The 13,634-nt window shown below is 60.1% G+C and carries 12 protein-coding genes; 1 reads left to right on the forward strand and 11 read right to left on the reverse strand.

Annotation, left to right across the window (positions count from 1 at the left end; translation table 11 throughout):
- Window positions 1-10: 10 nt before the first annotated feature.
- The 6 genes from FHT87_RS15735 to FHT87_RS15760 all read right to left on the reverse strand — a co-directional run bounded on the left by FHT87_RS15735 (window position 11) and on the right by FHT87_RS15760 (window position 6,490).
- Window positions 11-922, reverse strand: coding sequence for a sugar kinase (locus FHT87_RS15735; RefSeq protein WP_183731791.1), 912 nt, complete (start codon window positions 920-922; stop codon window positions 11-13).
- Between the two features lie 114 nt (window positions 923-1,036).
- On the reverse strand, window positions 1,037-2,023 hold the full coding sequence (locus FHT87_RS15740) for an oligopeptide/dipeptide ABC transporter ATP-binding protein (protein WP_183731788.1): 987 nt from the start codon (window positions 2,021-2,023) through the stop codon (window positions 1,037-1,039).
- A complete protein-coding gene (locus FHT87_RS15745; protein WP_183731785.1) occupies window positions 2,016-3,023 on the reverse strand; it encodes an ABC transporter ATP-binding protein in 1,008 nt (335 codons plus the stop codon). The genes FHT87_RS15740 and FHT87_RS15745 overlap by 8 nt, the downstream gene beginning before the upstream one ends.
- Window positions 3,024-3,941: an ABC transporter permease subunit gene (locus FHT87_RS15750; protein ID WP_183731782.1), complete on the reverse strand. Its 918-nt coding sequence runs from the start codon at window positions 3,939-3,941 to the stop codon at window positions 3,024-3,026.
- Window positions 3,938-4,861, reverse strand: coding sequence for an ABC transporter permease subunit (locus tag FHT87_RS15755; protein ID WP_183731779.1), 924 nt, complete (start codon window positions 4,859-4,861; stop codon window positions 3,938-3,940). The genes FHT87_RS15750 and FHT87_RS15755 overlap by 4 nt, the downstream gene beginning before the upstream one ends.
- 48 nt (window positions 4,862-4,909) lie before the next feature.
- Window positions 4,910-6,490 carry a peptide ABC transporter substrate-binding protein gene (locus FHT87_RS15760; protein WP_183731777.1) on the reverse strand — a complete coding sequence of 527 codons (1,581 nt, stop codon included), beginning with the start codon at window positions 6,488-6,490 and terminating at the stop codon, window positions 4,910-4,912.
- 274 nt (window positions 6,491-6,764) lie between these two features.
- Here FHT87_RS15760 and FHT87_RS15765 point away from each other — a divergent pair, with 274 nt between their 5' ends.
- Window positions 6,765-8,414 (forward strand): alpha-glucosidase family protein, encoded by a 1,650-nt coding sequence (locus tag FHT87_RS15765; RefSeq protein WP_183731775.1) that lies wholly within the window; start codon window positions 6,765-6,767, stop codon window positions 8,412-8,414.
- On the opposite strand, the gene FHT87_RS15770 is transcribed toward FHT87_RS15765, so the two are convergent.
- The 5 genes from FHT87_RS15770 to FHT87_RS15790 all read right to left on the reverse strand — a co-directional run bounded on the left by FHT87_RS15770 (window position 8,415) and on the right by FHT87_RS15790 (window position 13,591).
- Window positions 8,415-8,663 carry a DUF2442 domain-containing protein gene (locus tag FHT87_RS15770; protein WP_183731772.1) on the reverse strand — a complete coding sequence of 83 codons (249 nt, stop codon included), beginning with the start codon at window positions 8,661-8,663 and terminating at the stop codon, window positions 8,415-8,417.
- Window positions 8,644-8,772: a hypothetical protein gene (locus FHT87_RS31425; protein WP_281411225.1), complete on the reverse strand. Its 129-nt coding sequence runs from the start codon at window positions 8,770-8,772 to the stop codon at window positions 8,644-8,646. Before FHT87_RS31425 ends, FHT87_RS15770 begins: the two co-directional genes overlap by 20 nt.
- Before the next feature lie 320 nt (window positions 8,773-9,092).
- Window positions 9,093-10,790 carry an adenine deaminase gene (gene ade / locus FHT87_RS15780; RefSeq protein WP_183803153.1) on the reverse strand — a complete coding sequence of 566 codons (1,698 nt, stop codon included), beginning with the start codon at window positions 10,788-10,790 and terminating at the stop codon, window positions 9,093-9,095.
- Between the two features lie 117 nt (window positions 10,791-10,907).
- Window positions 10,908-12,011, reverse strand: coding sequence for a branched-chain amino acid ABC transporter substrate-binding protein (locus FHT87_RS15785; protein ID WP_183731763.1), 1,104 nt, complete (start codon window positions 12,009-12,011; stop codon window positions 10,908-10,910).
- A 527-nt stretch (window positions 12,012-12,538) separates the two neighbouring features.
- Window positions 12,539-13,591: an alpha/beta fold hydrolase gene (locus FHT87_RS15790; protein WP_183803156.1), complete on the reverse strand. Its 1,053-nt coding sequence runs from the start codon at window positions 13,589-13,591 to the stop codon at window positions 12,539-12,541.
- Window positions 13,592-13,634: the final 43 nt, after the last annotated feature.

A 13,634-nucleotide genomic window follows, 5' to 3' on the forward strand; every position in this document is an offset into this window, starting at 1 on the left:
AATCCTGATATCAGAGGCCGAGCTTTTCCTTCGGCACGAGTGCGCCATGTTCGCTGACGACGCGGGCGGCGATTTTAGCTCCGAAGCGGGCGGCTGCCGGGGCATCCCGGTTTTCCAGATAATGAGCCAGAAATGCGCCGTTGAAACTGTCTCCGGCGCTGGTGGTATCGACGACTTTTTTTACCTTTTCCGCTGGCACATGCATCTGCTCATTGGCGAAGCTCAGCGTTGCGCCTTCCGCGCCGTTCTTGACGACGACATGCGAGGCACCGAGCCCGCGATAGCGCTCAATGGTGGCTTCGATGGAGGCATCGCCAAAATGGGCGACCTCGTCATCGAAGCTCGGCATGACGAGCGAGGAGGCACGGCCGCCTTCGCTGATCGTCGTGTGCATGATGTCGTAGCTCGACCAGAGGCGAGGGCGGATATTCGGGTCGAAGACGACAAACTTGCCGACCGCTTTGGCACGGCGGATTTCCGCAAGCAGCGTCTCGGCGTCGTCATGGGAGAGGATGGCGAGCGTGATGCCGGAGAAATAGACGACATCGGCACTCTCCACCGCCTCTCGCAGCCGGTCCGGGTCGGCGGCGAGGCTGCGGGCGGCCGAACTGTCGCGCCAGTAGCTGAAGGAGCGTTCGCCGTTCCTCAGATTGATCATGTAGAGGCCGGGCGTCTTACCCTTGATGCGGCAGATGAGATCCGTGCCAATGCCGGCCTTGCCCATGAAGGCGACCATTTCGTCGGACATCGGATCATCGCCGAGCGCGGTGAAATAATCGACCGACCAGGCGGGCGGCAGGCAGGCGCGGGCGTACCATGCGGTGTTGAAAGTATCGCCGGCAAAGCCTTTCCGAAGCAGGCCTTCACCTGCCTGCGAGAGCTCCACCATGCATTCGCCGATCGACAGAAACCGTCCGCTCAAGCTTTCCTCCCGGATTTTTTCTGCTCTTGCGGATACGCGAAGAGGCGGGAGGAGACAAGTCAAGGAGAGTTGAAAGTCCATCGCCCCGACTGCGGAGCGATGGAGAATGTGATGTCAGGGCCTGTCCATATGGTAGCAGGCCGCCGTCTGGCCGGGGCGAACCAGTTCCGTCGGCGGCATTTCGGTGCGACAGACATCCGTTGCCTTCCAGCAGCGCGGCGAGAAGACGCAGCCCTGTGGCGGGTTCAGCGGCGAAGGTGGATCGCCCTGCAGGCGGATGCGGCTGCGCAGACGCGCGAGCTTTGGATCCGGGATCGGCGCCGCCGAGAAGAGCGCCTGCGTATAGGGATGAGCCGGATGTTCGAAGACCGTGGCGCAATCGCCGGCTTCGACCACCTTGCCGAGATAGAGCACCAGCACGTCATCCGAGATCAGGCGCACGACCGAGAGGTCGTGGCTGATGAAGATCAACGTCAAGCCGAACTCCTTGCGCAGCTTGCGAAGCAGCGTGATGACCTGGCCCTGGATCGACACGTCGAGCGCCGAGACCGGCTCGTCGCAGATGATAAGCTTCGGCCGCGTGACGACAGCACGGGCAATGCCGATACGTTGCGCCTGACCGCCCGAAAATTCGTGCGGATAGCGATTGATCATCTCAGGCACGAGACCGACGGCGGACATGATCTCGCGTACGCGTTCGAGGCGCTGGGCCTTCGAAAGCTTCGGCTCGAAAACGGTGAGTGGTTCGGCGATGATGTCGCCGACGGTCATGCGTGGGTCGAGCGAGGCGATCGGATCCTGGAAGATGATCTGCATGTCGCGGCGTGCGGCGCGCATTTCTTCATCCGAGAGATCAAGCAGATTGCGGCCCTGCCAGAGGATGCGCCCCTTCTGCGACTTGAGAAGACGCAGGATGGAGCGGCCGAGCGTCGACTTGCCGCAGCCGGATTCGCCGACGATGCCAAGCGTGCGGCCTTCGGCGAGATCGAAGCTGACATTGTTGACGGCCGTCAGCATCAGCGGCGGCTTGAAGAAGGATTTCGAGGGGATCTCGAACTGGGTCGTCAGGTTCTCGACCCTCAGAAGCGAGCGCTCAGCCATGGATCAGCAACTCCTCGCGGCGGGGGAAGGGATGGAAGCAGGCGGCGCAATGGCTTGCTCCCTGCTGTTGAAGTTGCGGCGGTCGGTCGATGCAATCATCCTGGACCTGCGGACAGCGGGGCGAGAAATTGCAGCCCTTGGGCAGGTGCTGCAGGTTCGGCGGGCGGCCGGGGATGACGACGAGATCGTCGACATCCTGATCCGGGCGCGGGATCGAAGCGTGCAGCGCTGCTGTATAGGGATGCGCCGGGTTTTCGAAGAGTTCATCGACCGGAGCTTCCTCGACGATGCGGCCGGCATACATGACGGCAACCCTGTCTGCGAGACCAGCCACGACGCCGAGGTCGTGGGTGATCATCAGAAGCGCCGTGTTCATTTCCGCCGTCAGATCATTGAAGAGATCGAGGATCTGCGCCTGGATGGTCACATCGAGCGCAGTCGTCGGCTCGTCGGCGATCAGGAGCTTCGGCTTGGTGAGCAACGCCATGGCGATGACGATGCGCTGGCGCATGCCGCCGGAAAGTTCGTGCGGATAGAGGTTGAAACGACGCGTGGGGTCAGGAATGCCGACACGCTTCAGCATATCGAGGGCCTCGGCAGATGCCGCCCTGGCGGTAAAGCCGCGGTGGATCTCAAGCTGTTCCGTCAGCTGCCGGGAAATCCTGAGAGACGGATTGAGCGCCGTCATCGGGTCCTGGAAGACCATCGCCATGTCCTTGCCGCGGACACGGTCGAGTTCGCGTGGCTTCAGCGACAGCACGTCCTGGCCTTCCAGCAAGGCCTGGCCGGTCGTTTTGCCGTTCTTGGCGAGCAGTCCCATGATGCCAAGGAAGGTCTGGCTCTTGCCGGAGCCGGATTCACCGACAATGGCGATGCGTTCGCCGCGGCGAACCGTCAGGTTCATGTTGGAGACCGCCTTCACCTGGCCCTCGGGGGTCTCGAAGGTGATCGAGTAATCCCTGAGCTCGAGAAGGGTATCTTTTTGTTTTTCTGAGGTCATCTATCGATCCTTCGGGTCGAACGCATCGCGCAGCCCGTCGCCGATGAACAGCAGGCTGAGGAGTAGAGCCACAAGGAAACTTGCCGGGAAAACCAGCAGCCAGGGCATGCTTTCCATGGCATCGGTGCCTTCGGCAATCAGGGTGCCGAGCGAAGTCAGCGGCTCTTGAACGCCGAAGCCGAGATAGGAAAGGAAGCTCTCGGTCGCGATGATCTCCGGCACGGTCAGCGCCGCGAAGATGACGACGGGGCCGATGAGGTTCGGGATGATGTGCTTGGTAATGATCTTGAAAGGCTTCTGACCCGAGGCGCGGGCAGCTTCCACGAATTCGCGGTGCTTGAGCGACAGGGTCTGTCCGCGCACGATGCGGGCCATGGTCAGCCATTCGAGCGCGCCGATCGCAGCAAAGAGCAGATAGACGTTGCGGCCGAAGATCACCATCAGCAGGATGACGAAGAGGATGTAGGGAAGTGCGTACATGATATCGACGAAGCGCATCATGATCGAGTCGAGCCTGCCCCCGATATAACCTGAGATCGCACCGTAGAGCACGCCGATGACGACGGAGACGAGGGTCGCCGTCAGCGCTACGGCAAGCGAAACGCGCGTGCCGTATAGCACACGGGCAAGCAGGTCGCGGCCGTTCGGGTCGGTGCCGAAATAGTGGCCGTTTTCGAAGGAGGGTGGAGCGCGGAAGGCGGCCCAGTCCGGGTCTTCGTAGTTGAAGGGGATGACGCTTGGGCCAAGGAAGGCGGCCAGAATGAGCAGCACCAGCACACCGATGGAGATGACGGCTGCCTTGTTGCGCGAGAGGCGGCGCAGAGCATCCCTGGTCAGCGAGCGGCCCTCCGGAGACAGGCCTTCGGCTTCCAGCAGTTCGGCTGCAAGCAGCTCTCTTTTTGCGGGATTGAGGATCATCTGTTTCTCACTTTCGGGTCCAGCCAGGCATAGGCGATATCGACCAGAAGGTTCAGGAACACGATCAGCACCATGTAGAAGATGACCGTACCGAGAACCATGCCGTAATCGCGGTTCAGCGCTGCGTTGACGAAATAGCGGCCGATGCCGGGCAATCCGAAGATGCTTTCGACAACCAGCGAGCCGGTGAGAAGGTAACTTGCCGCCGGACCCAGGTAGGAAACGACGGGCATCATGGCGGGCTTCAGCGCATGGCGCATGACCGTCAGACGCGGGCCGATGCCCTTGGCCTTGGCGGTGCGGATGAAGTTCTGGTTCATCACCTCGATCATCGAGCCGCGGGTGATGCGCGAGATGCGGCCGGCATGCGGCAGCGCCAGAACGACGATCGGCAGGACGAGATACTTGATCGAGCCATCACCCCAGCCGCCGACCGGAAACCAGGCGAGGTGGATGCCGAAGACGAGCTGCATGATGGGCGCGATCAGGAAGTTCGGCAGAACGACGCCCACCAGAATGAGCGCACTCAGAATATAGTCCGGTGCCTTGTTCTGGTAGAGCGCCCCAAGACAGCCGACGGCCACGCCGACGATGATGGCGATCAGGAAGGCAGCCGTGCCGATGGTGAAGGTGTAGGGCAGACCGATCATGATCTGCTGGGCGACGGTGAAGTCCTCACTCGCGAAGGAGGGGCCGAGGTCACCTTTCAACAGGTCGCCGACATAGATCAGGTACTGCTGAACGAGCGGCTTATCCAGATTGTAGTGGATCGCGAGGTTTTTCAGGATCACCGGCGGCAATGGCCTTTCGCCATCAAAGGGGCCGCCGGGGGCAAGGCGCAAAACGAAAAAGCAAGCTGTGACGGCGATCCACAGGACAGGGATCGTCGACAGCAATCGACGGAGAGCGTATTTGATCATGGTCGTGGAGCGGCTCTTCCCGGAGTGACCGGGAAGAGCCTTTCATCCTTATTCCTTGATGGACAGCCAGCGCGTGCGGTGGATGTCCTGAACGTTGTCGACGAAGCCCTCGATCTTGGGCGAGACGACGTTCTTGGAGACGTAGTAGTAGATCGGGAGTGCGGCTGAATCGTCCAGCGCGAGCTGTTCGGCCTTCTTGAAGATCTCGGCGCGCTTCGTCAGATCGGTCTGAGCGTTGCCCTCCTTGATCAGCTTGTCATAGTCGGCATTCGACCAGCGGCCATAGTTCATCTGAACGCCTGTCACGAGCAGGTTCAGGAAGTTGTCCGGATCGTTGTAGTCGGCGAGCCAGCCGGCACGGCCGATCTGCACTTCACCGCGCTGCAGCTGGTCGTAGTGGACCTTCGTTTCCGCGTTGACGAGCTCGACATTGACGCCAAGCGGCTTCCACATGGAGGCGATCGCAACGGCGATACGCTTGTGGTTGTCGTTGGTGTTGTACTTGAGCTCGGTCGTCAGCGGATGATCCGGGCCGAAGCCGGCTTCCTTCAGCAGCTTCTTGGCTTCTTCGACCTTGTCCTTGTAGGGAAGATCCTTCCAGGAAACGTAGGCCGGATCGCCGTAATTGGCGGTACCCGGCGGAACCCAGGAGTAAGCCGGCAGTTCGCCGGTGCCGAGGATCTGCGGACCAATCACTTCGCGGTTGATCGCCATGGAGAGAGCCTGGCGCACGCGCTTGTCGCTGAACGGCGGCTTGGTCGAGTTGATGACATAGTAGTAGAGGCCGGAGAAGGGGGCGACGTGCGCCTGACCCGGAAGGTTCTTCTTCATCCACTCGTACTGGTCGGTCGGGAAGTCGGTGAGGATATCGAATTCGCCGGCGCGGTAGCGCTTCAGCGCGGCTTCCTGATCTTCGAGCACGAAGAACTTCGCGCCGTCGATCTTCAGATCCTTAGCTCCATACCACTGATCGTTCTTGACGGTCGTGACGTGCGAACCGGGGACCCACTCGACCGGCTTGTACGGACCGTTGGTGACGATGTTGCCGATCTTGACCCAGTCCTGACCCTTGGCCTCGACGACATGCTTCGGCAGCGGATAGGCCGTGTAGTGCATCAGGGCGTTGATGAAATAGGGGGTCGGGTTCTCAAGGGTGATCTCGAGTGTCTTGTCGTCGATCGCCTTGACGCCGAGTTCGTTCAGATCGGTGATCTCGCCCTTGTTGATCTTTTCTGCGTTCTTGATGGTGAACTGCAGATAGGCGTAGTCGGCGGCGTTCTTGGGGTCGATGAGACGCTGGAAGGCGAAGACGAAGTCGCCGGCCGTTACCGGCTGGCCATCGGACCACTTGATGCCGTCACGCAGCTTGAAAGTGTAGACCTTGCCGTCAGGGGAAATGGTCCAGCTTTCGGCCTGGCCGGGAACCGGGTTGTCCTTGGCGTCTTCGGTGACGAGGCCTTCGAAGATGTCGCCGGCAATACGGTTTTCCCAGTCGCCGGAGAGTTTTTGCGGATCCAGCGAGGTGGGATCGCCACCATTATGGATATTCAGCGTGGCCGCGTGGGCCGAAAATGCGAGCAATGAGCCAACCATTGCAGACGCGAGAAATTTTTTCGTGAAAAAGGACATACTGTGTCCACCTTTCTAGGCTTTTCGCCTTTTCTTTGGTCATTTGTTCCCGATTTGACCTGTTACGTGCAGGTCAACGGCACCTTAACGCAAAGGTTTGGCGTTGCAACCCCTAAACCGGTGGGTAGCATTCGGGTGTGGACAAGCTTATAAGCGTCTCCCTTTTGTCCGATCGCGACTGCCTGATCTTTGCTCGAAAATGAGCCATTGAAGTGTTGTTTTTTGCTTCGCCGCCATTAGTCTTGCGGCGAAATGAAGCGGGAGAAGGCAGTTCATGGCGTTGCGGACGGGCGGGAATGCGGATTGGTGGCGCGGCGCTGTGATTTATCAGGTCTATCCGCGCTCGTTTCAGGATACTGATGGTGACGGGCTCGGCGATCTCAAGGGGATAACCCGGCGCCTCTCCCATATCGCAAGCCTTGGCGTCGATGCGATCTGGCTCTCGCCTTTCTTCAAATCGCCCATGGCCGACATGGGCTATGACGTCTCCGACTATTGCGACGTCGATCCGATCTTCGGCACGCTCGACGATTTCGATGCGATGATGGCGGAAGCCCACAGGCTCGGCATAAAGGTCATCATCGATCAGGTGATTTCCCATACGTCCGACCGGCATCCATGGTTCGTGGAAAGCCGCTCCAGCCGCACGAACGACAAGGCGGACTGGTATGTCTGGGCCGACCCGAAGCCCGACGGGACAGCGCCGAACAACTGGCTGTCGATCTTCGGCGGGCCGGGATGGGAATGGGATGGCGTGCGCCGGCAATATTACCAGCATAACTTCCTGACCTCGCAGCCGGACCTGAATTTTCACAGCAGGCCGGTTCAGGATGCGCTGCTGAAGACGGTGAAGTTCTGGCTCGACCGAGGCGTCGACGGTTTTCGGCTGGATACGGTGAATTATTACTTCTGTGACAAGCAGCTCCGAGACAATCCGCCGCATGTGCCGGATCCGGATCAGGCTGGTCTCGATGCGCCCGACAGCAATCCCTATGGCATGCAGAACCACCTCTACGACAAGACGCAGCCGGAAAACCTCGAATTCCTCAAGCGGTTCCGGGCTCTGCTCGATCAGTACGAGGAGCGCACGACGGTCGGCGAAGTCGGCGACGGCGCGCGCTCGTTGAAGACCGTCGCCGCCTATACGACCGGCGGCGACAAGCTGCATATGTGTTATACTTTCGATCTGCTCGGCCCTGAATTCACCGCGGCCCATATACGAGGCTGCGTCGAGACCTTCCAGCGCATGGTGAAAGATGGCTGGGTCTGCTGGGCCTTCTCCAACCACGACGTCAACCGCCACGTCAGCCGCTTCGCGCTGACAGAAGAGGAGCGGCCCATCATCGCCAAGCTGGCGATTTCGGTGCTGGCAGCGCTTCGCGGTTCGATCTGCCTCTATCAGGGCGAGGAACTGGGGCTGCCGGAGGCGGAACTTGCCTTCGAAGACCTGCGCGACCCATACGGTATCCGCTTCTGGCCTGCTTTCAAGGGACGTGACGGATGTCGCACGCCGATGCCCTGGGAGGCCGGCAAAGCGCATGCCGGGTTTACGAGCGCGGAAAAGAGCTGGCTGCCGGTTCCCTATGAACAGGCAGCGCTTGCCGTCGATACGCAGGAGAACAACGACAATTCGGTTCTGCACCATTACCGGCGCACGCTGGAATTCCGGAAGAGCCAGCCCGTGCTGCTCGATGGCAGCATGGAGTTCGTCGGTGCGGACAAGGATCTGCTCGCTTTCGTCCGCGAAAAGCAGGGCGAGAAGCTGCTTTTCGTGTTCAACCTGACGCGTGAGCCTGCGGAGTTTGAGCTTCCTGCAGGCATATCATTCGGCGAACCGCTTGCGATGCCTGGCTTTCAGGCGCTAACTGCTCGTGATTCAGTGAAGCTTTCGGCGCTGGATGCTTTTTGTGCGAGAGTTCTGTGATCAGGCGGCGGTCGGCCGTTTGACCGTCTGGTCGCCGCGTCCGGCCAACAGGCCATCGATCGAGATATCTTCGTCAAGATCACTCCAGTGAAGGCCCATCGGGCTGGTCTCGACAGTGCGAAGCTGTTCCGGGGTCGCATTCAAAAGACGCGGAAACCATGCCAGCGGTACACCCAGAGTGCGCCCGTCGTCGAGCGCGACCCACATCGTGTTTTCATCGAAAGTCACATCAGTTGCGGAAATGCTCATCCCACGCCCTTTCGATGGCGGACTGGTTCTTGATGACTTCCCGAATGATAACAGCAAGTTCGCGTGGATTGAAGCCTTTGCTGTCGGCGATGCCGATTGCTGGCTTCATCCATGACCTTAGCTTCGCCGCTCGGGCCGCGAACATGGATATGCAAGGGTTCGCGAGGATCTCCTTCGTTTGAATAAAAGAAAAACTTCAGATTTCCGAGTGTGAAAACTAGCGGCATCGGGTGCTTCCTCGACGTTTTCGGCCGGATGATTTTCTTCTTTCTGTTGTGCCGTTAAGTGCGAAGTGACGAATTTTTCAAGATTATTTCGAAATTTACGGCTGATCGATGGGCGGTCTGTGAATAAATACCCTTTGTCCGGCTATTCGTTTTCCAACCAATGAAAATATTGCACGTGCACTGAACAGAGGGATATCCAAATTTATCCAATCAGCGCGAAGCGATCGACATCTACCATCCCCCTATCCGAGATCTTCAAATGCGGGATTACGGGCAGGGGCAGGAAGGCGACCTGCAGGAAGGGTTCCTCCAGCGTCGTGCCGAGGGCATAGGCCGCCTTGCGCAGATGATGCAACGTGTCGCGCACCATCTCATAGGGTTCGAGGCTCATCAGGCCGGCGACGGGCAGAGCGATCTCGCCGGTGACCTTTCCGTCCTCGACCACCACGAAACCGCCCTTGATCTCGCCAAGGCGATTTGCCGCGAGCGCCATGTCATCCTCGCTGACGCCGACGACACAGATGTTGTGGCTGTCATGGCCGACCGTCGAGGCGATGGCGCCTTTCTTCAGGCCGAAGCCCTGAACGAAACCGTTGGCGTGATTGCCGTTCTTGCCGTGTCGTTCGATGACGGCGACCTTGATGATATCGTTGGCGAGGTCGACGGTCGTCTGGTTGCCCTTGGCCGGCAGGCGATAGCGACGATGCTCGGTGATGATCTTGCCGGGCATGACGCCGATGACGGATGTTTCGCCCTCGGCAACCGGTACGCCGAAATGGGTCGCATTGACCGGCCGTGCCTTGACGCTGTCGAGGCCGACGGGCTCAACCGGCTTGCGGGTGGAAAAGAGCGCATCGGTGACATGACGGCCGGCGGAAAAAACCATGTCGGCCCGGCAATTTTCCAGACTGTCGATGACGACAAGATCGGCCCGCCAGCCGGGGGCCACAAGGCCGCGGTCGCGCAGGCCGAAAGCACGGGCGGCGGAGATCGAGGCGGCGCGGTAAATCGCAAGCGGCTCGACGCCCTCTGCAATTGCCGTGCGGATCATGTAGTCGAGATGGCCCTGCTCGGCGATATCGAGCGGATTGCGGTCATCGGTGCAGAGCGCGAGGTAGGGGGAGAGGCGTTCCGTGATGATCGGCATCAGGGCATGCAGGTCCTTCGAGACGGAACCCTCGCGCACGAGGATATGCATGCCCTTGCGGATTTTCTCCAGCGCCTCAGTCGCACTCGTGCATTCGTGTTCGGTGCGGATGCCGGTGGAGAGATAGCCGTTGAGATCGTTGCCCAGGAGAAGCGGCGCATGTCCGTCGATATGGCCGCCCTGAAAGGCGTCGAGCTTTGCCATGCAGACGGGATCCTTGTGGATCACGCCGGGAAAATTCATGAACTCGGCAAGGCCGATGACTTTGGGATGGTCGCGATAGGGCAGGAGGCTTTCGACCGGCAGATCGGCGCCTGACGTTTCCAGATGTGTCGCCGGCACGCAGGAGGAAAGCTGGACGCGGATATCCATGATCGTTTCCAGCGCCGAAGCGAGGAAGAATTCGATGCCTTCCTTGCCGAGCACATTGGCGATTTCATGTGGGTCGCAGATGGCAGTCGTCACACCATAGGGCAGGACGCAGCGGTCGAACTCATGCGGTGTGACCAGCGAGGATTCGATATGCAGGTGCGTATCGATGAAGCCGGGAACGACGATCTTGCCGGAAATGTCGATTTCCGTCTCGCCGCTGTAGTTGCCGCAGGTCCCGATCACACGCTCGCCGCCGATGGCGATGTCCGACTGGACGAGCTCACCCGTCGCGAGGTCGAAGAAGTGTCCGCCTTTCAGGACGATATCGGCAGGCACGCGACCCACACCCTGATCGATGAGACGTTCGAGCTTGGCGGTCATATCTATCCTCGCAATGCAATCGATTCCGCGAGTTATAGCGCATCTGTTCGTGGATTCGATGCCCGCAAACAAAACCGGGCGCCATTGGCGCCCGATCGCATGTTCCATTCGCTCCGATTACTCGGCTGCGACGATCTTGCCGCCTTCCCACTTGTAGAGCGAGAAGCTCTGCGAGGAGAGGTCGCCGGTTTCGCCATAGGTGAGCTTGCCGATGACGGTCGGGATCTGGTCGCCGCTCTTCAGGGCAGCCGCAACGGCTTCCGCGTCCTCGGCGCTGCCGGCCTTTTCGATGCCGGCTTTCAGGACTTCGACGGCAGCGTAGGCGTTCAGCGTGAAGGCTTCGGCCGGGATGTTCTTGGCGGCGAGCGCATCGGCAGCGGCCTTGGAGTCCGGGCTCTTGGTGGCGTCCGAAGCATTGGTGAACAGCGTGCCGCCTGCTGCATCCGTGCCGATCGTCCAGAACTCGGTGTTGGAGAGACCGTCGCCGCCGATGATCTGGGCATTGACCGAGAGGTCATGGAGCTGGCGGGCGAGCAGGCCGCCTTCCGGGTGGTAGCCGCCGAAATAGACGAGATCGACTTTCTCGGCCTTGATGCGGGTGGTCAGAGCGGAGAAATCCTTGTCGCCGGGCGTGATGGAGTCGTTGATGACTTCGGTGACACCGCCGGCATTCAGCGTTGCCTTGAAGGCGTCGGCGAGGCCCTTGCCGTAAGCGCCCTTGTCGTTGATGATGGCGACGCGCTTGTCCTTGAAATGCTCAAGAACGTATTTGGCGGCAACTTCGGCCTGCTGGTCGTCGCGGCCGCAGGTGCGCAGAACGTTGGTCAAGCCACGCTTGGTGAGGTCGGGTGCCGTGGCGGTCGGAGTGACCATCAGCACGCCGTTTTCGGCCAGAACGTCGGAAACCGGAATGGCGACACCGGAGGTGACCGGACCGACGACGAAGCGGATGCCTTCGCCGACAACCTTGTTTGCGGCGGAAACGCCCTGCTTCGGCTCGCCGGCATCGTCGGCCAGTTCGAGCACGACCTTCTCGCCGAGAATGCCGCCGTTCTTGTTGATTTCGTCGACAGCGGTCTGCACGCCGTTCTTCACCTGGTCGCCATAGGCCGCCACTGGACCGGTCAGCGGCGCGATGAGGCCGATGGTGATATCCGCGTGCGCGAGCGGTGCAAATGCCAGCGAGGCGACGAGCGTCGCCGTCAGAGTCTTCAGGGTCATGTTCTGTCTCCTTGGGTAGGGTCGTCTTCGACCACTGGTTGCTTGCCGCGCAGGCCGTTTCTTTTGTCAGCGATCCCTTTGGGAGCGTGCCAAGGACGAGGAAAAGCTGCGCGATCAATGAGCCCTGCGGCCATATTTGGCTCGCCCGGCGCATAGCAAGATTTCTAGAAATTTCGGTGAGATTCCGCAAGATGATAACAAGATCGGGATCATTTTCGCCAAATCTGGAAAGATTGCGCGCGATTTTTTGATTTTTCAGTCCATCTCCCGCAATTTTCGATCTGCCTGTCCGACCATCGGCAAGCTTGCTATGGTCATGCCAGGCAGCCTCAACCTGCAGTCAAGGTGACGTTTTTCTGATTACGCGCTTTCAGTCGCGCTTGACCCGCAACCTTTGCAGAAAGCTGAAGCGAAATCTTCTTCGCCAGACCTATCGCGGGGGCATTTCGATCGCAGGCCCTGGTCCGTCGCAAGCCCGGATGCTTCCTCGTTTCCAGTAGGCCGGGCATCGAGATGAGGGAGCTGCGCTATTGCTGAGGGAGGGCCTTTCGCAGGAAGTCGGTGACCATGCCAGTAACCTGCCGGTGAATCGTTTCGCGATCTGCGCCTACGCCGTCCCGGCAGACGATGCCCTCGCCTGGTGCTTCTTTCTCGATCCATTCGGCGGCACCAGGCTTGCAGGGTTGCATGAAGCTGAAATGCAGCGATCCCGGGATAAGGCTGTACCTGGTCGTTGTTGATGGCAGATAATGGGAAATGTAGCCTGAATCCACGTTCGTCGCGGCTATCTCCGCCTTAGTTGCCGTATCCGCATCGACATCATCAGCAGCGCCCAATACCATGACGGGGATCTGGATTGCCGCAAGGCTCTCTGGTGTCAGCCCACGGCCGGGTCCGAGGTCGAGCGTCACGACGGCACGGATTCTCGGGTCGCTGAGATCGGCGGCCAGTGCTGCACTGGAGGAGGCATCGCGGCCGATGCCGAGCGCCTCGAATATTCTGCAATAGATCGGGCTGAATTCAGCCATGCAGTTCTTCGTCACCTTGGCTGCATCGAAGCGGCCGCCCGCCAGTTCGACGACCGTCCAGCCGCCGAGCGAATGGCCGATGGCGGCAATCCGACCGGATGCCACGCCGCCCGTCAGATCAGGATTGTCGAGCAGAGCATCGATCGTGCGGCTGAGGTCGCCGGGGCGCTTCCAGAGTTCGACGGCATCGGGCTTTCGCATGTCGAATGTGGTCGTGCCGGGATGATCGGGTGCGGCGACGACATAGCCTGCTTCCACGAGATCCGCGGCGAGCCAGGCGAGGTTGCGCCAGCTGCCACCGTAGCCATGCGACAGAACGACCAGCGGATGGGGGCCGGCCATGGGTTCGGCATCCCTGATGACGGGCTGGCCGATAAAGGCAGGCGTTTCGCCAAGAAGGACCGAGGTGACGTTCGATGCAGTTGGATACCAGATGCTGACATGCGTGGGGCTATTTTTGTCGGGCAGGGAGATTTCGCGGAACCCGGTTCCGGCATGTGCTGCAGGTGCCAACAGCAGGACGAGGGAGAGAAGGAGGGCAAGTCTTGGCATGGGATCTCCATTGGGTTGATTTGCCCTGTCTGGAGGAAATCCC

Origin of the sequence: Rhizobium sp. BK316 (assembly GCF_014193695.1) — a bacterium.
Lineage (GTDB): Bacteria > Pseudomonadota > Alphaproteobacteria > Rhizobiales > Rhizobiaceae > Rhizobium.

Excerpts from the sequence above, each read along its gene's own strand:
- FHT87_RS15785 (WP_183731763.1), bottom strand. The coding sequence starts at position 12,011 with ATGACCCTGAAGACTCTGACGGCGACGCTCGTCGCCTCGCTGGCATTT.
- FHT87_RS15765 (WP_183731775.1), top strand. The coding sequence starts at position 6,765 with ATGGCGTTGCGGACGGGCGGGAATGCGGATTGGTGGCGCGGCGCTGTG.
- FHT87_RS15745 (WP_183731785.1), bottom strand. The coding sequence starts at position 3,023 with ATGACCTCAGAAAAACAAAAAGATACCCTTCTCGAGCTCAGGGATTAC.
- FHT87_RS15750 (WP_183731782.1), bottom strand. The coding sequence starts at position 3,941 with ATGATCCTCAATCCCGCAAAAAGAGAGCTGCTTGCAGCCGAACTGCTG.
- FHT87_RS15755 (WP_183731779.1), bottom strand. The coding sequence starts at position 4,861 with ATGATCAAATACGCTCTCCGTCGATTGCTGTCGACGATCCCTGTCCTG.
- ade (WP_183803153.1), bottom strand. The coding sequence starts at position 10,790 with ATGACCGCCAAGCTCGAACGTCTCATCGATCAGGGTGTGGGTCGCGTG.
- FHT87_RS15790 (WP_183803156.1), bottom strand. The coding sequence starts at position 13,591 with ATGCCAAGACTTGCCCTCCTTCTCTCCCTCGTCCTGCTGTTGGCACCT.
- FHT87_RS15770 (WP_183731772.1), bottom strand. The coding sequence starts at position 8,663 with ATGAGCATTTCCGCAACTGATGTGACTTTCGATGAAAACACGATGTGG.
- FHT87_RS15760 (WP_183731777.1), bottom strand. The coding sequence starts at position 6,490 with ATGTCCTTTTTCACGAAAAAATTTCTCGCGTCTGCAATGGTTGGCTCA.
- FHT87_RS15740 (WP_183731788.1), bottom strand. The coding sequence starts at position 2,023 with ATGGCTGAGCGCTCGCTTCTGAGGGTCGAGAACCTGACGACCCAGTTC.
- FHT87_RS31425 (WP_281411225.1), bottom strand. The coding sequence starts at position 8,772 with ATGAAGCCAGCAATCGGCATCGCCGACAGCAAAGGCTTCAATCCACGC.